20 protein-coding genes and 1 tRNA gene are annotated in these 17,803 nt (G+C 68.9%); 12 read left to right on the top strand and 9 right to left on the bottom strand.

Going from position 1 to position 17,803, the window contains the following annotated elements; genetic code table 11:
- Positions 1-167: 167 nt before the first annotated feature.
- The 3 genes from apaG to ybaK all read left to right on the top strand — a co-directional run bounded on the left by apaG (position 168) and on the right by ybaK (position 2,178).
- On the top strand, positions 168-560 hold the full coding sequence (gene apaG, locus FZ983_RS11490) for a Co2+/Mg2+ efflux protein ApaG (protein ID WP_149223700.1): 393 nt from the start codon (positions 168-170) through the stop codon (positions 558-560).
- Positions 561-985: 425 nt separating this feature from the next.
- Positions 986-1,621 (top strand): GTP cyclohydrolase I FolE, encoded by a 636-nt coding sequence (gene folE, locus FZ983_RS11485; RefSeq protein ID WP_211102896.1) that lies wholly within the window; start codon positions 986-988, stop codon positions 1,619-1,621.
- A gap of 74 nt (positions 1,622-1,695) precedes the next feature.
- On the top strand, positions 1,696-2,178 hold the full coding sequence (ybaK, locus tag FZ983_RS11480) for a Cys-tRNA(Pro) deacylase (RefSeq protein ID WP_188092301.1): 483 nt from the start codon (positions 1,696-1,698) through the stop codon (positions 2,176-2,178).
- Between the two features lie 28 nt (positions 2,179-2,206).
- Here ybaK and FZ983_RS11475 read toward each other — a convergent pair.
- Both FZ983_RS11475 and FZ983_RS11470 read right to left on the bottom strand, forming a co-directional pair.
- Positions 2,207-2,283, bottom strand: a tRNA-Arg gene (locus tag FZ983_RS11475).
- Between the two features lie 72 nt (positions 2,284-2,355).
- Positions 2,356-3,069 carry a sulfite oxidase-like oxidoreductase gene (locus tag FZ983_RS11470; RefSeq protein WP_211102893.1) on the bottom strand — a complete coding sequence of 238 codons (714 nt, stop codon included), beginning with the start codon at positions 3,067-3,069 and terminating at the stop codon, positions 2,356-2,358.
- Positions 3,070-3,344: 275 nt separating this feature from the next.
- On the opposite strand from FZ983_RS11470, the gene FZ983_RS11465 reads away from it, so the two are divergent.
- The gene (locus FZ983_RS11465; RefSeq protein ID WP_188092300.1) at positions 3,345-5,657 is read left to right on the top strand and encodes a mechanosensitive ion channel domain-containing protein; all 2,313 of its coding nucleotides are present in this window, start codon (positions 3,345-3,347) and stop codon (positions 5,655-5,657) included.
- A gap of 93 nt (positions 5,658-5,750) precedes the next feature.
- Here FZ983_RS11465 and FZ983_RS11460 read toward each other — a convergent pair whose 3' ends face one another.
- Positions 5,751-6,356, bottom strand: coding sequence for a DUF2244 domain-containing protein (locus tag FZ983_RS11460; RefSeq protein WP_149223698.1), 606 nt, complete (start codon positions 6,354-6,356; stop codon positions 5,751-5,753).
- An 83-nt stretch (positions 6,357-6,439) separates the two neighbouring features.
- Positions 6,440-6,916 (bottom strand): hypothetical protein, encoded by a 477-nt coding sequence (locus tag FZ983_RS11455; protein ID WP_149223697.1) that lies wholly within the window; start codon positions 6,914-6,916, stop codon positions 6,440-6,442.
- A 282-nt stretch (positions 6,917-7,198) separates the two neighbouring features.
- Here FZ983_RS11455 and nth point away from each other — a divergent pair, with 282 nt between their 5' ends.
- Positions 7,199-7,834 (top strand): endonuclease III, encoded by a 636-nt coding sequence (gene nth / locus FZ983_RS11450; protein WP_149223696.1) that lies wholly within the window; start codon positions 7,199-7,201, stop codon positions 7,832-7,834.
- A gap of 83 nt (positions 7,835-7,917) precedes the next feature.
- Here the strand turns inward: nth and FZ983_RS11445 are convergent, their stop codons facing one another.
- The 4 genes from FZ983_RS11445 to FZ983_RS11430 all read right to left on the bottom strand — a co-directional run bounded on the left by FZ983_RS11445 (position 7,918) and on the right by FZ983_RS11430 (position 11,401).
- Complete coding sequence (locus FZ983_RS11445; RefSeq protein WP_149223695.1) at positions 7,918-8,778, bottom strand: polymer-forming cytoskeletal protein; 861 nt, start codon at positions 8,776-8,778, stop codon at positions 7,918-7,920.
- A 107-nt stretch (positions 8,779-8,885) separates the two neighbouring features.
- On the bottom strand, positions 8,886-9,581 hold the full coding sequence (locus FZ983_RS11440) for an EI24 domain-containing protein (protein ID WP_149223694.1): 696 nt from the start codon (positions 9,579-9,581) through the stop codon (positions 8,886-8,888).
- A 96-nt stretch (positions 9,582-9,677) separates the two neighbouring features.
- A complete protein-coding gene (gene fabF, locus FZ983_RS11435) occupies positions 9,678-10,946 on the bottom strand; it encodes a beta-ketoacyl-ACP synthase II (RefSeq protein WP_149223693.1) in 1,269 nt (422 codons plus the stop codon).
- Positions 10,943-11,401, bottom strand: coding sequence for a helix-turn-helix domain-containing protein (locus FZ983_RS11430; RefSeq protein ID WP_149223692.1), 459 nt, complete (start codon positions 11,399-11,401; stop codon positions 10,943-10,945). The genes fabF and FZ983_RS11430 overlap by 4 nt, the downstream gene beginning before the upstream one ends.
- Before the next feature lie 167 nt (positions 11,402-11,568).
- On the opposite strand from FZ983_RS11430, the gene FZ983_RS11425 reads away from it, so the two are divergent.
- Positions 11,569-12,564 carry an adenosine kinase gene (locus FZ983_RS11425; protein WP_149223691.1) on the top strand — a complete coding sequence of 332 codons (996 nt, stop codon included), beginning with the start codon at positions 11,569-11,571 and terminating at the stop codon, positions 12,562-12,564.
- 77 nt (positions 12,565-12,641) lie between these two features.
- Here the strand turns inward: FZ983_RS11425 and FZ983_RS11420 are convergent, their stop codons facing one another.
- Positions 12,642-13,121, bottom strand: a complete 480-nt coding sequence (locus FZ983_RS11420; RefSeq protein WP_149223690.1) for a hypothetical protein — start codon at positions 13,119-13,121, stop codon at positions 12,642-12,644.
- A gap of 141 nt (positions 13,122-13,262) precedes the next feature.
- On the opposite strand from FZ983_RS11420, the gene FZ983_RS11415 reads away from it, so the two are divergent.
- The 6 genes from FZ983_RS11415 (at position 13,263) to FZ983_RS11390 (ending at position 17,795) form a co-directional block, all read left to right on the top strand.
- Positions 13,263-13,793 carry a hypothetical protein gene (locus FZ983_RS11415; RefSeq protein WP_149223689.1) on the top strand — a complete coding sequence of 177 codons (531 nt, stop codon included), beginning with the start codon at positions 13,263-13,265 and terminating at the stop codon, positions 13,791-13,793.
- Between the two features lie 106 nt (positions 13,794-13,899).
- On the top strand, positions 13,900-14,817 hold the full coding sequence (locus FZ983_RS11410) for a sulfite exporter TauE/SafE family protein (RefSeq protein WP_149223688.1): 918 nt from the start codon (positions 13,900-13,902) through the stop codon (positions 14,815-14,817).
- The gene (locus FZ983_RS11405) at positions 14,817-15,584 is read left to right on the top strand and encodes a TIGR02186 family protein (protein WP_149223687.1); all 768 of its coding nucleotides are present in this window, start codon (positions 14,817-14,819) and stop codon (positions 15,582-15,584) included. Before FZ983_RS11410 ends, FZ983_RS11405 begins: the two co-directional genes overlap by 1 nt.
- 18 nt (positions 15,585-15,602) lie before the next feature.
- Complete coding sequence (locus FZ983_RS11400; protein ID WP_149223686.1) at positions 15,603-16,091, top strand: universal stress protein; 489 nt, start codon at positions 15,603-15,605, stop codon at positions 16,089-16,091.
- 163 nt (positions 16,092-16,254) lie between these two features.
- Complete coding sequence (locus FZ983_RS11395) at positions 16,255-16,812, top strand: NifU family protein (RefSeq protein ID WP_149223685.1); 558 nt, start codon at positions 16,255-16,257, stop codon at positions 16,810-16,812.
- A gap of 65 nt (positions 16,813-16,877) precedes the next feature.
- A complete protein-coding gene (locus FZ983_RS11390; RefSeq protein ID WP_149223684.1) occupies positions 16,878-17,795 on the top strand; it encodes a DUF1848 domain-containing protein in 918 nt (305 codons plus the stop codon).
- The last annotated feature ends 8 nt before the right edge of the window (positions 17,796-17,803 follow it).

Here is a 17,803-nt window from a genome sequence, read left to right as displayed (position 1 = left end):
ATCCAACCCAGTGCGGGGATGTCGCAGGATTGTCCGGCCGGGTTCTGGACAGTGGGGGAGGGCGACTTTATTCTGCGCTGAACCGCCGCCCAGCCACCCGGACTCCCCAGCCGCCGGCCCTTTTTCAGCCGGCGTCGTCTTCGGAACGTCTGCCAGGATCGTCTGCCATGTACACCGCCGTCACCAACGACATCCGCGTCACCGTCCAGCCCGTGTTCCTGGAAGACCAGTCGGCTCCGGCCGAGGGCCGCTTCGTCTGGGCCTATCATGTCCGCATCGAGAACGAGGGCAGCGAGACGGTGCAGCTGCGCACCCGCCACTGGCGCATCACCGACGCCATGGGCCGCGTGCAGGAGGTGCGGGGTCCCGGCGTGGTCGGCGAGCAGCCGGTCCTGGAGCCGGGCGACCATTTCGAATACACCAGCGGCACGCCGCTCGGCACGCCGTCCGGCATCATGGCCGGCACCTACGGCATGGAAGGAGCGGACGGCCGCGCCTTCGACGTGACGATCCCCGCCTTCTCACTCGACAGCCCGCACCAGCCGATGCAGCTGAACTGATACGGGAAACTCGCCGGCCGGCAGTTTCCGATGCAGACGAATAATACAATAGAATGTGTGTGGATATTGGAAGAATTCCACACGCAGCTTTGACAATCCGCATGGCTGCCCGTACTTTGTCCATAGCTTGAAGGCCATAGGGTTGGTCCCATCTAGGGATTTCCGAAAGGCTCCAGGCGACGGAAGCGGCGATAGGTGCCGCCGCTTCGGTCATACGCGGTTCCTTTCGTATTGTGAGCCGTTCGGTTGATCCGCCGAGGCTTCGGCTCCGTAATGTCGCTAGACACGAGTGACGCTAGACACGATGGGCGTGTTGCGCGGCAGCCGTCGGTTCGCGACCGATGGTCAATGCAGGGCGTTTTCCCAGTTATGGAAAGGATGTTCCCGTGACGGCTACCAAGACCCCGCTCGTCAAGCCCCAGGGCGTGGACAACGTGCTTCGCGGCCCCGGCCGTCCCCTCCCTGAGGCGGTCGCCCGTCCGTCGCGCGCGGAAGCGGAGGAAGCCGTGCGGACCCTGATCCGCTGGGCCGGCGACGATCCGGCGCGCGAGGGTCTGGTCGGCACGCCCGACCGCGTCGTCCGCTCCTACGAGGAGTTCTTCGCCGGCTACGGCATCGACCCGGTGGAGATCCTGTCGCGCACCTTCGAGGAGACCGACGGCTACGACGAGATGGTCGTGCTGCGTGACATCAGGGTGGAATCCTACTGCGAGCACCACATGGTGCCGATCATCGGCAAGGCGCATGTCGCCTATCTGCCGCGCCGCCGCGTCGTCGGCATCTCCAAGCTGGCGCGGCTGGTCGAGGCCTATGGCAAGCGCCTGCAGATCCAGGAGAAGATGACGGCCCAGATCGCCAACACCATCGACGAGGTCCTTCAGCCCGAGGGCGTCGCCGTCGTGGTCGAGGCGCAGCACCAGTGCATGACCACCCGCGGCGTGCACAAGACCGGCGTGACCATGGTGACCAGCCGCATGCTGGGCGCCTTCCGCACCGACCCCTCCACCCGCCGCGAATTCCTGACGATGATCGGCAACCCGTCCTCGCGCGGGATGGAGTGAGGTCCAGAGGGCTTTACACCCACAACGCCGCCTGCCAAGCTCCCGTCGCTGTTTTCCAGTGAGCGGTGTGGGGCATGGCGGCGAAGGTGACACCGGCGGTCAACGCGGTGAAGGCGGCGGGCGTCGCCTTCCGGCTGATGGAGTACGAATACGATCCGTCGGCCGACGCCATCGGCCTGCACGCCGCCGAATCGCTCGGGCTCGACCCCGCCATCGTCTACAAGACCCTGATCGTCCAGCTGGAGCCCAAGGCGCTGGCCTGCGCCGTCATTCCGGTCGCGGCCAAGCTGGATTTGAAGGCCATCGCCGCGGCGGCCAAGGCGAAGAAGGCCGACCTTGCCGACCCGGCGCTGGCGGAAAAGACCACGGGCTTCCTGGTTGGCGGCATCAGCCCGCTGGGCCAGAAGAAGGCGCTGCCGACCTTCATCGACGCGAGCGCCGAAGCGCTGCCGGAAATGGTGGTGAATGGCGGCAGGCGCGGCCTGCAGATCGTGCTGGCGCCGGCCGATCTGGCGAAGGCGACGAGAGCGACGGTTTGCCCCATCGTCGCGCATTGATCGCTGCGCACTGAAACCGCAATGGTGGTGGTGACCCCGGCAGGACTCGAACCTGCTGCCTCAAGTTTAGGAAACTCGCGCTCTATCCTGATGAGCTACGGGGCCACTTGCGCCGCACCTTAACGGTTTCGTCGGCAAGGTGAAAGTGGCTTTTGGGGGAAGAGCCGCTTCACGGCGTCAGTCGGAATAGCGCTCCTCCAGCCACGGGTCGGCGTGGTTGTTGTAGCCGCGGACCTCCCAATAGCCTTTGCGGTCGCCGGCCAGCAGCTCGATCCGCTTCACCCACTTCGCACTCTTCCAGAAATACAGCTTGGGCAGGACGATGCGCACCGGCCCGCCATGGTCGCGGCTGATCGGCTGGCCTTCCCAGGTCGTGGCGAGCAGCACGCCGTCGTCGTCGAAATCGGACAGGGCAACGTTGGTGGTATAGCCGTCGAAGGAATGGAAGACGACGAAGTGCGCCTCCGGCTTCGGCCGGGCCAGTTCCAGCAGGCGGCGGGCGCTGACGCCCTCCCATCGGTTGTCGTAGCGCGACCAAGTGGTGACGCAGTGGATGTCGGAGACGAAACTCTCCTGAGGCTGGGCCTGGAAATCCTGCCAGTTCCAGGACAGCGGGTTCTCCACCAGCCCGTCGACCGCGAGCGTCCAGTTCGCCGTCGTCACTTTCGGCGTGATGCCCAGGTCCAGCACCGGCCAGTCGGTGACAAGCCGCTGGCCGGGCGGCAGCCGCTCGCGTGCCGGGTCGGCGGCATGGCCGGTCAGGGCGCGGCCGTCGCGGGCCCACTGCTCCTTCGTGGCGACCAGCTTGTCGCGGATTGCGCCTTCCTGCCCGACCTCCCGGTCCGGTTCCAATCCGGTGGTCCGCTCCGGGTCGGGGGGTGTATCGCTCATGGCTCGTCCTCTTCTGCGTGTCCGGCCGGTCCGGCAGGGGTCCCGCTTAAAAAAGGAACAGACAGTCGGGTTGGCAAGCGGAAGCGGGAGAACTAACTTCCCGAAACCCGGCATATTGGAGCCACAGTTCCACGCCAGGGTGCCGGCCGGCCGCAGTCCGCCGCCCCGTTCCATACCGCCCGCTTCCCGATGACCACCCGAGTGATTTGCCGATGATCCGGTCTGCAACGCCCGCCGCAAACCCCCCTGCACGCGTTTGGGCACGCGCTTGGCGTTTGTTCCTGTCCGGCGGCCTTGCCGTCCTGCTGCTCGCGGCCCTGCTGGCCGGAGCGGGGCCGGCCGCGCTGGCCGCCTCGCCCGTGCCCGGCGCCGTTCCGGCACCCGCCGCCGCGCCCGCCCCCGCGGCTGCGGCCCCGGTTGTGGTCGATGAGGCGACCGTGCAGCAGCTGGAGGCGCTGGTCGGCACGCTGGAGAACCAGGACGCCCGGTCGCAGCTGGTCACGCAGCTGCGCAACCTGATCACCGCCCAGCGCGGGCTGGCCCAGGCCAAGGAGGCGGAGGGCGAATCGGCGCTGCCGCAGACCATCGGCGCCCGGGCGCTGGCCTTCCTGGCGGCGCGCATGGACGTGGTCAGCCGCCAGCTGGTGCAGGTCGCCAACGTCTTCGCCGACCTGCCGGGGGCCCTGTCCTGGGTGCAGCGGCAGGTGCAGGACGACATGGCGCGCGAGCGCTGGGTGCAAATTGCCGTCCAGCTGGCGATGATCCTCGGCATCGGCGCCATTGCCGCCCGCGGCATCGCCTGGCTGCTCGCCCGGCCGCGCCATGCGCTGGCCTCCCGCCATGTCGGCTCCGCCCTGCTGCGCATCCCCATGCTGCTCGGCCGCGCGGTGCTGGAACTGGCGCCGATCGTCGGCTTCATCGTCGTCGCCTACACCATCCTGTCGGTGACAGAACCGGCGCCGCGGGTGCGGCTGGTGGCGCTGGCGGTGGTGAACGCCACCGTCATCACCCAGGCGCTGCTGATCCTGGTGCGGATGACCTTCGCCCCCGACGCGCCCAACCTGCGGCTGGTCCAGACCAGCGACACCGGGGCGCGCCGCTGTTACGTCTGGTCGCGCCGCCTGATCGCGGTCGCGGTCTACGGCTATTTCCTGGCGGAGGGCGCCTATGTGCTCGGCCTGCCGCTGGGTGCCTATGGCGCGCTGCTGAAGCTGCTGGGCGTGGTGCTTGCCGCCATGACGATCGTGCTGATTTTGCAGAACCGCGTCGCCGTGGCCGAGTGGATGCGCGGCAACCCGCTGTCGGGCGACGGCGACCCGCTGGCCACCGCCCGGCGCGAGGCGGAAGGGCAGGGGGCGGTCCTGCGCACCGCGCGCCGCCGCTTCGCCGAGATCTGGCACGTCCTTGCCATCCTCTATGTCGTGGTGACGCTGGGCGTCTGGGTGCTGAACGTCTACGGCGGCTTCGAATATCTGGCCCGCGGCACCGTGGTGACGGTGGTGGCGGTGGTGGTGGCCCGGCTGCTGGTCGGCGGGCTGAACCGGGCGCTGCGCCGCGGCCTGACGATGAACCGCGATCTGGCCGGCAACCTGCCGCAGCTGCACACCCGCGCCTTCCACTATCTCCCGATCGTCCAGCGCATCGGCAAGATCATCATCTGGCTGGTGGCGCTGGGCGCGGCGCTGAACGGCTGGGGCGTCGACACGCTGGGGCTGGTCGAATCCGCAGCTGGCCGCCGCATCGTCGGCAGCACCATCTCCATCGGCCTGCTGCTGGCCGGCGCCATCGTCGCCTGGGAGGTGGTGAGCGCGCTGATCGAGCATCTGCTGCGTGCCACCGACAAGAACGGCACCCGCATCGAACGCAGCGCCCGCATGCGCACGCTGCTGCCGCTGCTGCGCAACGCCTTCCTGATCCTGCTGGTGACGATGGTGTCGCTGATCACCCTGTCGGAACTGGGCGTCAACATCGCACCGCTGCTGGCCGGCGCCGGTGTCGTCGGTCTGGCCATCGGTTTCGGATCGCAGACGCTGGTCAAGGACATCATCACCGGCCTGTTCATCCTGTTCGAGGACACGGTGTCGGTCGGCGACGTGGTCGATGTCGGCGGCGGCCATTCCGGCACGGTGGAGGCGATCTCGATCCGCTCGATCCGGCTGCGCGACGGCGCCGGCGCCGTCCACTCCGTGCCGTTCAGCGCCGTGACCACCGTGAAGAACATGAGCAAGGACTTCTCGGTCACGCTGTTCACCGTCACGGTGTCCAACCGCGAGGATCCCGACCGCATCATCTCCGTGCTGAAGGAGACGGGTGCCGAGGTGCAGGCCCAGCCGCAGTTCGCCGCCGATATCCTGAACCCGCTGGAGGTGCTGGGCGTCGACAAGCTGTCCGACACCGGCATCAACATCCTGGCCCAGTTCAAGACCCGCCCGACCCGTCAGTGGGGAGTGAGCCGCGAGTTCAACCGCCTGCTGAAGAAGAAGTTCGACGAACTGGGCATCGCCATGCCGACCCAGTCGATGCAGCTGGTCGTCGGCCAGAACCAGCAAGACCGCGCGCTGGCGGAGGCGCTCAGCCAGGGGTCGTAACGCGGACTCCAGCCTCAGGGACAGGAAAACGCCCGGCACTGCCGGGCGTTTTCTTTGGTGCCTTTTCCTTGTCGCCTTCGCTCCCCGACATCCTTACCCGGCCGGGGCCGGCGGGCAGGGCGGGTGGCGCCAGCGGCGCAACGCGTCGTCCAGAGCGCGGGCGAAGCTTGAGCGCTCGTCCGGCGTCAGGAAGCTGCCGACGCCCACCGACTGGCCATGTGAGGTCAGCGTGACCTGACCGGCCGGACCGCGGCGGTCGTGGTCGGCGCGCTCGGTGTGGGTGATCCGCAGCCAGTGGGGATGGAAGGACCAGCGCCGCTCCGGCGCCTTCCAGTGAACCCGCTGGACCGTCAGGGAGGTTTCGGTCAGCCGCACCCGCTCATACTGGCGGGCGGAGCGGTAGCTGACGCGGAAGGCAAGCCACAGCGCCAGAACGTCCAGCCCGCAGAAGGGAACCACCGGCCAGGCGCCGTTGGCGACGAAGATGCCGGCGACGACCAGATTCAGCAGGATCACCACCGCCATCACCGCCCGGTAGCCGTTGCGGCCCAGACTGCGGTGGGGATGGAGGATGGCATCGAAGAACACGCGCACGGGACCGCTGCCGGCGTGATCCCCCTTGGGAGCGTCGCCGGCCTGGCCGTCCGGCCGGCCGGGGGGCTGGTCGCCGGGCCGGGAGTCGGAGATGTCGATGGGCATGGCGGCAATACTAGACGACCGGTGCGCCGCTGAAAACCGCCCGCTGAAAAGCGCCCCGCCGAATAAGTGTTGGAACGGCGGGGTTATGCCGCTTTCGACACCATCGGCACCACGCCGCCGTGCACCACCCAGGCCATGGCGCTGTCCATCCTGGTGAAATCGCCGGCCGGCATCCCGTCGGCGGGAGCCTCTTCCAGCGCATCTGCGGTATCGCCTGCCGCCTGAACGAAGATCCGTGCCTGATCGTCGGTGCCGGCGGCGATCATCGTATCGGCCATCACCGAGGCCCAATGCCAGTCGGTCATCACCACCGCGCAGCGCAGTTGGCCGCAGCGCCGGGCCAGCTTCATAAGGGCGACGACGATCTCGGGTCGGAAGTCGTCGATTTCGAAACGGTCGAACTCGATCAGGCTGCTCCATGGCGTGCCGCGGCTGTCCAGGTTGGCGCACTGCACCTCCACCTGGCGGGCTACGGCATCGCGCTGGTCGATCGACAGCGACCCCTGCAACCGGACGTGCAGTCCCCAGTCCGTGACTTCCACAAGATAAGAAGCGGTCATATCCATACACCCTTATCCCGGCCGAGCAATACAACCACGAAGATCCATGGCTCGAGCGGAGGTGTTCGGCCGGTGTCTTGCCGACCAGCAAATCATACGCCACCGCTGGATCCGGGGAGAAGGGCCATTCCTGCGACGAATTCTGTTGGATTGGCGTGATTTCTCTCCATTTCTGTCGCAAAATGCGATGCAGCGCTGCAGTTTGGGTCGGTTCGCCGCATCCCGGCACCTTGCTTCCCCGGCTCTGGCGCAACCCCGGCCGTTGCGGCTATGGTGGCGGCCATGAAGCCCGCCGCCGTCCAGGAATTCTTCCGCCGCCTGTCCGCCGCCAACCCGGAACCCCGGAGCGAGCTGGAATACGTCAATCCTTACACGCTGCTGGTCGCCGTCGTGCTGTCGGCCCAGGCGACCGACGTCGGCGTGAACAAGGCCACCGGCCCGCTGTTCAAAATCGTCACCACGCCCGAACAGATGGTGGCGCTGGGCGAGGAGGGGTTGCGCCAGTACATCAAGACGATCGGCCTGTTCAACACCAAGGCCAAGAACGTCATTCGCCTGTCGGAACTGCTGATCGAACGCCATGGCGGCGAGGTGCCGCGCGACCGAGAGGCGCTGGAACAGCTTCCCGGCGTCGGCCGCAAGACCGCCAACGTCGTCCTGAACGTCGCCTTCGGGGAGGAGACGATCGCGGTCGACACCCACATCTTCCGCGTCGGCAACCGCACCGGGCTTGCTCCCGGCAAGACGCCGGACGCGGTGGAGGCCAAGCTGCTGAAGGCGGTGCCGAAGCTCTACCGCCGCCATGCCCATCACTGGCTGATCCTGCACGGCCGCTATGTCTGCAAGGCCCGCAAGCCCGACTGTCCGATCTGCCCGGTGGCCGACCTCTGCGCCTTCAAGGACAAGGTCATCGCCTGACCTCTTGCCCCACAAACGAAGTCGGGGGCACGAAAAAGCCCGGCATGGCGGAGCCAGCCGGGCTTTTCTGTGTCCGGTGCGGTTCAGACCGCTTCGGCCGTCGGGGCCTGCTCGACCTGGGCGGGGGCCGGGGCGGCGGCCGGCTTGGTGCCCGCGCCGTAGATCTGGACGTCGCCGATCAGCTGGCCGCCGGCATCGACCGCCAGCTCGCCGAAGCGGATCGACCCGGTGATCTTGCCGGTGGAGCGCACGGTCAGACGGCCGCGGACGGCGATGTCGCCCTCGAACCGGCCGGCGATGTCCGCCTCCTCGATGTCGACCGAGCCCCTGAACAGGCCGGACTCCGCGATCTCGACCAGACGGCCCTCGCGCAGCTTGGCCTCAACCGTGCCCTCGACCACCAGAACGTCGCAGGACCCGATCTCGCCGGTCAGGGAGATGTCGCGGCCGACGGTCAGGCGGCGCTGCTCCGGCATTGCCGGGGCAGGGGCCGGGGCGGGCGGCACCGGAGCGGCGGCGACCGGCATCGACGGCTGGCGCGGGGCCGAGCCCGGCATGTCGACGACGCGGCGCGGCACATCGGTCTTGAAACCGGCGCCGGGCACGGACGGCGCGGTCGGGGGCTTGGGAATGCTGTTCATGTCGGGTCCCTTCGAGGCGGAAGGCATATCGGGATAAGCCGGTGCGGCGTGCTGCGCATCGGCCAGCGCGTGGGCCATGCTGGGTGCGGCGGCGCCGGCCGCGACGGCGGACGTCGGGTCGCCGCCCTGCATTTGTCCGGGCATGTGCCCAGGGATTTGGCCGGGAACCGGAGTGTTCAGCGAGGCGAGCGGCGACGAGACGGCGCCGGCCTCGCCCGGTGCGTACGGACGGGCACCCGGCTGCGGTGGGGCGGGGCTGTCGGCCTTGGGAGCGGCGGGCGGAGTCTTTCGTCCGAACAGCATGAGCGGTTCCCCCAATCTGGACTACGGGTGGCGGGATGGGCCGGAGGGCTGGAGGCCCGGTGCCGGAAGGGCGCCGCCGGGCAGGCGACGGTGTGCGGCCGTGCCGCCTAGCGGCGTATCACGGTCGTCCGGCCCGCCGCAAGGGGAGCCGACATGGACTGTAGGACATGAACCATGAAGGCGCTGGCGACGACCGGGACCAGCAAATTGACGAAGGGGATTGTCGAAAGAAAGGCGATGGCGACCCCGGCCAAAAAAGGTTTCAGCGGCCGGGCCCGCCGCAGCATCCGCGCTGACGTCCGGTCCAGCCGCCGGTGGGCGACCATCTCGAAATACTCCCGGCCCAGCAGATAGCCGTTGACGGTGTAGAAGACGATCAGGTTCAGGCCCGGCGCGAAGATGTAGATCGGCAGCGCCACCAGGTTGATCGCCAGAACCAGGATCAGGAAGCGCAGTGCCGTCGCCAGTTCCTCGAGCAGGCCTGCCTGGCGCGGGGCGGGCAGGGCGGGATAATGGCGCGCCTCCACCCGTTCGACCACCTCGTCCAGGAAGAAGCTCGACACCATGCCGACGGTGGCCGGAAACAGCAGCCACGCCACCACCAGCACCCCCAGCCCGCCCAGCAGGTCGATGATGGTGTCGAGCCAGACATAGCCGCTGAGCGGCGTCACCGACAGCGCCCACCACGTCCCGCCGGCCAGCAGCGCATAGGCGAGCGCCGAGACGAACACCCCGGTCCACACCACCCGGCGCACGCGGGGATCGGTCAGCTGGGAGAAGGCAAGAAAAAGGGCGCGGATCATCGGCGGTCCGTCAGGCGGTGGGGGAAGGGCGCGCGGCCGCCCGCATATCTACGGTGGCCGGGCTCCAGGTTCCAGTCCCCCCTTCCGTCACCCCCGTCACGTCACGGGGCTGAACACCAGCGCGGCGTTGGTTCCGCCGAAGCCGAAGCTGTTGGACAGGACATGACGGATACGCCGCTCCTTCGGCCGCAGCGGCACCAGATCCAGGTCGCAGCCCTCCGACGGCGCGTCCAGGTTGAGGGTGGGCGGGGCCACCTGGTCGCGCAGGGCGAGGATGGCGAAGATCGCCTCCACGGCACCCGCCGCCCCCAGCAGATGGCCGGTCGCCGATTTGGTCGAGGACATGGAAAGGCCGGCCGCCGCCGGACCGAACAGCCGCTTGACCGCCGCGATCTCCACCGGGTCGCCGGCCGGGGTGGAGGTGGCGTGGGCGTTGACGTAATCGACCTCCTCCGGCGCCAGCCCGGCCCGCTTCAGCGCAGCGCGCATGGCGCGGAAGGCGCCATTGCCGTCCTCCGCCGGGGAGGTGATGTGGTAGGCGTCCCCCGACAGACCATAGCCGGTGACCTCGGCATAGATCGTTGCTCCGCGCCGTCGGGCATGCTCCAGTTCTTCCAGCACCAGCACGCCGGCTCCTTCGCCCATCACGAAGCCGTCGCGGTCGCGATCCCAGGGGCGGGACGCGCGGGCCGGGTCGTCGTTGAAGCCCGTGGACATGGCGCGGGCGGCGCAGAAGCCCGCGAGCCCGAGCCGGCAGAGCGCCGCCTCGCTGCCGCCGGCCAGCATGACGTCGGCGTCGTCCATGGCGATCAGCCGGGCCGCGTCGCCGATGGCGTGCGCCCCCGTCGCGCAGGCGGTCACGACCGCGTGGTTCGGTCCGCGGAAGCCGTAGCGGATCGACACGTGGCCCGATGCGAGGTTGATCAGCATCGACGGCACGAAGAAGGGCGAGATGCGGCGCGGCCCCTTCTCGTGCAGGGTCAGCGCCGTCCCGGCCAGTGCCGGCAGGCCGCCGATGCCGGAGCCGATCAGCACGCCGGTGCGCTCCTGCGCCTCCGCGTCCGCCGGACGCCAGCCGGCATCGGACACCGCCTCCTCCGCGGCGGCGAGCGCCAGCAGGATGAAGCGATCCATCTTGCGCTGGTCCTTCGGCGGCACGATCGCATCCGCGTCGAAAGCGGCATCGGAAGCCGGATCGCCGCTTTCCGGCACCTGGCCGGCGATGCGGCAGGGCAGGTCGGCGACATCGATCCCGGTTATCGCCCGTATGCCGCTCCGCCCGTCCAGAACGGCGCGCCAGCTCGGCATCACGCCGGCACCGAGCGGTGTGACCGCCCCCAGACCGGTGACCACGACTCGTCTCATTGCGTTTCGTCCTTTGCAGGGATCGTCAATTCCGGACGCAGCCGCTCCGGCCGGACCGCTTCGCCGCTGTTCCGGTCGATCAGCACCGGGTCGACGGGCTGCCCGGTCTCGCGGTCGACCAGCCGGAACGTTCCGCCGGGCAGCAGCCAGCGGCTGCCCCAGTCGGCCATGGCGACCAGCACCGGCAGGAAATCCCGTCCCTTGTCGGTCAGATGATAGCCGTGGCGCAGCGGGCGTTCCTGGTAGGGCCGCTTCTCCAGCAGCCCGGCCTCGACCAGAGCCTGCAGGCGGCGGGTCAGCATGTTGGTGGCGAGCCCGATGCTGCGCTGGAACTCGTCGAAGCGTGTCAGGCCGCGCATCGCATCGCGCAGGATCAGCAGGGACCACCATTCCCCGACCTCGTCGAGGCCACGGGCGATCGGACAGGGGACATCGGTCAGTCGGGTGCGTCGCATGGCGGCGACAGTGGCATAGTCACTTTCATCATGCAAGCCGCTGCCGCCACGGGCGCAGCCGGGAAACATCGGGAGTGCTTCCAGGAGCCGCACTTGTGATGTGGGCGCCCGCGGTTATACTCGCGCCGCAACATCGCCTTCACCGCCAGACCTTATCAGGAGAGCCCATGGCCGCGTCCGCCTACGACGTCACCGGCATCGGCAACGCCATCGTGGACGTGATCGCCCACGCCGACGACGCCTTTCTCGCCGCCAACACCATCGAGAAGGGGGCAATGACGCTGATCGACGCCGCCCGTGCGGAGGAGCTCTACGGCCGCATGGGACCGGGCGTCGAGGTCTCCGGCGGCTCGGCGGGCAACACCATGGCCGGTATCGCGATGCTCGGCGGCCGCGGCGCCTATATCGGCAAGGTCGCCAAGGACCAGCTGGGCGACGTGTTCCGCCACGACATCCGCGCCTCGGGCGTCGCCTTCGACAGCGCGCCGCTGGTTGCCGGGGCGCCGACCGCGCGTTGCCTGATCCTCGTCACGCCGGACGCCCAGCGCTCGATGAACACCTATCTCGGCGCCTGCGTCGAGCTGGGGCCGGAGGATATCGACGAGGCGGTGATCGCCGGCTCGCAGGTGACCTATCTGGAAGGCTATCTGTGGGATCCGCCCCGCGCCAAGGAGGCCTTCCGCAAGGCGGCCGAGATCGCCCATGCCGCCGGACGCAAGGTGTCGCTGTCGCTGTCCGACAGCTTCTGCGTCCACCGCCACCATGCCGAGTTCGTCGATCTGGTGGAGCGCCACGTCGATATCCTCTTCGCAAACGAGCACGAGATCGGCGCCCTCTACGGCACCGACCGGTTCGAGGACGCGCTGGCCGCGGTGAAGCGGCTTGGCAAGACCGCGGCGCTGACCCGCAGCGAGAAGGGCGCCGTCATCGTCTCCGGCGGCGAGGTGGTCGAGGTGGCGGCGGAGCCGGTCGAGCGTGTGGTCGACACCACCGGCGCCGGCGACCTCTATGCCTCCGGCTTCCTGTTCGGCTACACCCGCGGCCTGTCGCCGGCGGTCTGCGGCCGTCTGGGCGCCATCGCCGCGGCGGAGATCATCAGCCATGTCGGCGCCCGGCCGGAGGTGAACCTGCGCGATCTGGTCGCTTCGAAGGGCGTTCTGTAAGCGCGAATTGCACGTCATTTCGCGACCACGTTGCCGGCCGCGTTGCATTCTGCAACTGCGGCCGGTTCCGTTTTGGACTAATTCAGCTGGTCGTCCAGCACCGGCCTTTCCGGCACGGTGATCCTGGCGCACAGCAGCGCCATCGCCGTTCCGCTGTCCGGGGCGGCCACCGCCCAGCGTTCCGGGCGGTCCGGCCGCGGGACGGTGAGCAGCCACAGCCGGTCCTTGTCGCCGAACCGTTCGTTCAGCAGCGTGTATTCCCTGGGGCCGTGGCGGCGAAGGTCGTTCAGCCGGCTCTGCAGTTCCGCCGCCTGTGCGGCGCGCACGGCGATGGCCTCTTCCGTCTGGCGCAGTTCGGCCTCATGGCGGCGCATGTCGCGGCGCAGCGCCTCGGTGGTCTGGGTCAGCTCCGTCCGTCCCTGGCGCAGCTGCGACTTGCGGCGCTGGACGGCGGCGATCCGGTGGCCGATCCGGATGATCGACACGGTGATCCAGCTGAGGCAGGCCATCAGGATCACCATCTCCAGGACAAGCAGCAGCGGCGCGTCCGACGTCATCGCCCCGTCCCCCGTGTCTTGCCGTCCGCGCGCAACCCATTGCCCATCCGTCCCTCCGGCACGCTCCTTGCTGCGTGCTTGTCGGCGGTTCAGCAACGGACGTGCCAAAGGCAAGCATGAAGGCGCAGGGATGGTGCGGTGATGGAGGCGGTGCGGACGATCCTCGACTCGGTGGTCCCGCTGGTGGCGGCGCTGGCGGTGCTGTGCCACCTGAGCTGGGTCGGCTTCCGACGCGGCTGGGAACGGGCGGCCGGGCTGGAACGGATGCGGCGCTCGGTTCTGCCGCTGAAGGAACGCCAGCGCGCGGAGGCGGAGGCGCTGGCCGACCTGACCTGCCGGCTGGAGGAGGCGACGGGCCGCCTGTCCGCCGCCGAACAGCGGGTCAACCATCTTCAGCGCCAGATCGATACGCTGGACAAGGAGCCGCCGGTCTTCCTGCGCATCCTCGGCACCCCCGCCGCCAACCGGCGCGTTTTCCGGGCGGAGGTGCAGTACGACACCACCGTCGCCGCCGCCGCCCGCGCCGCCGGGAAGCCGGTGAACCCGGCTTGGCGCTATGGCAACCGGATCGTGGTGCATGCGCTGGACATGCAGTCCGCCCGGCGCGAGGCGGAGCATGTCTTCCCGCACAAGGCGGGCTATCAGGTGTTCTTCCACGCGGCGGTGTCCTGAGGTCGTGTCCTGACGTCTAGCCCCAAAGGCCGCCGCTGTGGTCTTCCGCCACCGCGCCGGCTCGGGTAAGCTGCCGGTCCCGCCGCTTCCGACAGATCGCCCCTCCATGCAAGTCTACCTGCCGATTGCCGAGATGTCGGTCAACGCGCTGCTGGTGCTCGGCATGGGCTGGCTGGTGGGTTTCCTGTCGGGCATGTTCGGGGTGGGCGGCGGCTTCCTGATGACGCCGCTGCTGATCTTCATCGGCGTTCCCCCCGCCATCGCCGTCGGCACCCAGGCCAACCAGCTGGTGGCCGCCAGCGTGTCGGGCGTGCTCGCCCACTGGCGGCGCGGCAATGTCGATGTGAAGCTGGGCGTCGTCATGCTGGGCGGCGGCGTGGTCGGCACCGCGGTGGGTGTATGGATCTTCGGCATCCTGCAGCGGCTGGGCCAGATCGACATCGCGATCACCCTGTCCTACGTCTTCTTCCTGGGCACCATCGGCGGGATGATGCTGGTGGAAAGCAGCCGCGCCATCCTGCGCCGCCGTGCCCCCACGGCAAAGCGAGGCAAGCTGCACCGCCACATCTGGCTGCACGGCCTGCCGTTCAAGATGCGGTTCCAGCGGTCCAAGCTCTACATTTCCGCCCTGCTGCCGGCGGGGATCGGGGCGGTCGGCGGCATGCTGGTGGCGATCATGGGCATCGGCGGCGGCTTTCTTCTGGTGCCGGCGATGATCTATCTGCTGAACATGCCCGCCGGTCTGGTCGCCGGCACCTCGCTGTTCCAGATCATCTTCACCACCGCGGCGGCGACCCTGCTGCAGGCGGCCACCAACCAGACGGTGGACGCCATGCTGGCGCTTCTTCTGCTGATCGGCGGCGTGGTCGGTGCCCAGTTCGGCACCAAGGCCGGCAGCCGCCTGCGCGGCGAGACCGCCCGGCTGGCGCTGGCGACGATCGTGGTGGCGGTGGCGCTGAAGCTGGCCTTCGACCTGTTCTCGCGCCCCGACGACCTGTTCACCCTGACCATGGGGGTGCGGTGATGGCCGGCTTGAGCAAACGCAGGCTGGTCCAGGGGGCGGCAGCGCTGGCCGGGCTGCTGCTGGGCGGCACGGTTGCGGCGACGGTGTGGGCGCAGCAGCTGGTCGCCGACCTGTCCAGCCACCTGATCGCCATCACCACCGGCTTCACGGGCACGGAAGTCGTGCTGTTCGGCACCACCGACGGGGCGGGTGACGTCGCCATCGTCGTCACCGGCCCGCGGGCGCCCGCCACCGTCCGCCGGAAGGAGCGGGTGGCCGGCATGTGGATGAACACCGACAGCCTGCGCTTCGACCAGGTGCCCAGCTTCTACACGGTGGCGGTCAGCCGCCCGCTCGACCAGCTGGTCGGCCGCCCGGTGCTGGAGCGCCACCAGCTGGGCCTGCCGCAGCTGCAGCTGCCGGCCGACGCCACCCTGCCGCCGGAACAGCTTGCCGCCTACCGGAGCGCGCTGATCCGCAACAAGCAGCGCCAGGGTCTGTATGCCATCTCCATGGGACAGGTCGCCTTCCTGGGCGAACGGCTGTTCCGCACCAACATCTATTTTCCGGCCAATGTCCCGACAGGGCTGTACAATGTCGAAGCCCTGCTGATTCGTGACGGCGACGTGGTCAGCGCCCAGACCACGCCGCTGGTGGTATCCAAGATCGGGTTCAGCGCCGAAGTGTCGGACTTCGCCCGCAACCGCCCGGTCACCTACGGGGTGGCTGCCGTCATCGGCGCCATCGCGGCCGGCTGGGCGGCCGGCGCCGCATTCCGCCGGGTCTAAGCCGAGAGGGTAACCGAGATGACCGACGCGACGCAGACTCCCCCGCCCGTGCGCATCTTCCTGGTGGTGGTCGACGACAGCCCCGAACTGAAGGTGGCCTTGCGCTATGCCTGCCTGCGCGCCCGCAAGTCGGGCGGCAAGGTGGCGCTGCTGACTGTGCTGGAGCAGGGCGAGATGCAGCACTGGCTGGCGGTGGAGAACCTGATCCGCGAGGAACAGCGCGCCGAGGCGGAGCAGAAGCTGCAGAAACTGGCGCGCGAGGTCAACCAGCTGACCGGCACCCTGCCGGCGCTCTATGTCCGCGAAGGCAACCGGCTGGAGGAGGTGCTGGCCCTCATCGCGGAGGAGCCCAGCATCTCCATCCTCGTCCTCGCCGCCGGCACCGACCCGGAAGGTCCCGGCCCGCTGATCTCCTACTACACCGGCCGCGGGCTCGGGCGCCTGCGCATCCCGCTGACCATCGTCCCCGGCGGCCTCAGCAACGAGGCGCTCGACGCGATCACCTGACGCCACGCAGGTAAGGATAGCGGCGCATGCCGGATGCCGAATACCCACACAGCCCGGGTCCTTGATCCGCCCGGCGTTTCGGCCCAAATTTCCCCCAATCGTGCCGCGGCCCAATCCCGGGCGCGCCGGCGGTTCCATTCCGCCGCCGATGGAGGACCAGACCATGTTCATTCAGACCGAGCAGACGCCCAACCCGGCGACTCTCAAGTTCCTGCCGGGGCGTGACGTGCTCGGACGCGGCACCGCCGACTTCACCAGCCGCGAGGATGCCGCCCGTTCGCCGCTCGCCCAACGCCTGTTCGAGATCGAGGGCATCGTCGGCGTGTTCCTGGGTGCCGATTTCATCACCATCACCAAGACGGACGCGCGCGACTGGTTCCTGCTGAAGCCGTCGATCCTCGGCGTCATCATGGAGCATTTCACCGCCGACCGCCCGGTCCTGCTGGAGGACGGCGGCGACGGCCATGCCGCGGCGTCGAACGCCGACGACGAGGAGATCGTCGAGCAGATCAAGGAACTGCTGGACACCCGCGTCCGCCCCTCGGTCGCCCAGGACGGCGGCGACATCACCTTCCAGGGCTTCGAGAAGGGTGTGGTCTATCTGGCGATGAAGGGGGCCTGCTCCGGCTGCCCCAGCTCCACCGCCACGCTGAAGCACGGCATCGAGAACATGCTGCGCCACTACATCCCCGAAGTGGTCGAAGTCCGCGCCGTTCAGTAAGGTCCGCCTGTGGATGATGCCGGCCCGCCCTTGATGCGGCGGGCCGGCATTCCCATGCTGGCTGCATGATCATCTCCGCCAGCTACAAGACCGACATTCCCGCCTTCTACGGGCGCTGGTTCCTGAACCGCCTGGACGCCGGCTTTTGCCGGATGGTCAATCCCTATGGCGGCCAGACCTACCGCATCGACCTGACCCGGCCGGCGGTCGACGGCTTCATCTTCTGGACCAAGAATCTGGGGCCGTTTCTCGGCGCGCTCGACAGGGTGGCGGAGCGCGGCTTTCCCTTCGTCGTGCAGTACAGCGTCACCGGCCTGCCGACTGCGCTGGAGCGTTCGGTTCCCGCTTGGGAAACCGCGGTTGGCCATATGGCGCGGGTGCGCGAGCGCTGGGGACCGCGCGCGGTGGTCTGGCGCTACGACCCCATCGCGTTGACCGAGGCCACGCCGTCGGACTGGCACCGTGAGACCTTCGCCCGGATCGCCCGCTCACTGCGCGGCGTGTCCGACGAGGTGGTGGTGTCCTTCCTGCAGCCCTACCGCAAGACCGCCCGCAACCTTGCCGCCGCCGGCATCGGCTGGCGCGACCCGGAGGCGGGGGAGAAGCGCGCGTTGTTGGCGGATCTGGCCGGGATCGCTGCGGGGGAGGGGATGGCGCTGACGCTCTGCACCCAGCCGGAGTTGGTGGACACCCCCGGCACGGCGTCGGCCCGCTGCGTCGACGCGGTCCGGCTGTCGGATGTGGCGGGGTATCCGGTGGCGGCAAGGGAGAAGGGTAACCGGTCCGGCTGCCTGTGCGCGGAGAGCCGCGACATCGGCGATTACGACAGCTGTCCGCACGGTTGCGTCTACTGCTACGCCGTTGCCGACCGTGGTAAGGCACAGCAGCGGTTCGCGGCGCATGACCCGGAGGGGGAGTTTCTGGTGGCGCGGCGGATACCCCCTCTGCCCAAAGTCCCCTCTCCCCCCCGGGGAGAGGGTTAGGGTGAGGG

This window comes from Azospirillum sp. B21, assembly GCF_008364825.1.
GTDB lineage: Bacteria > Pseudomonadota > Alphaproteobacteria > Azospirillales > Azospirillaceae > Azospirillum.
Note: the sequence above shows the minus strand (reverse complement) of the source record. Positions and strands in the feature narration are given on the sequence as shown.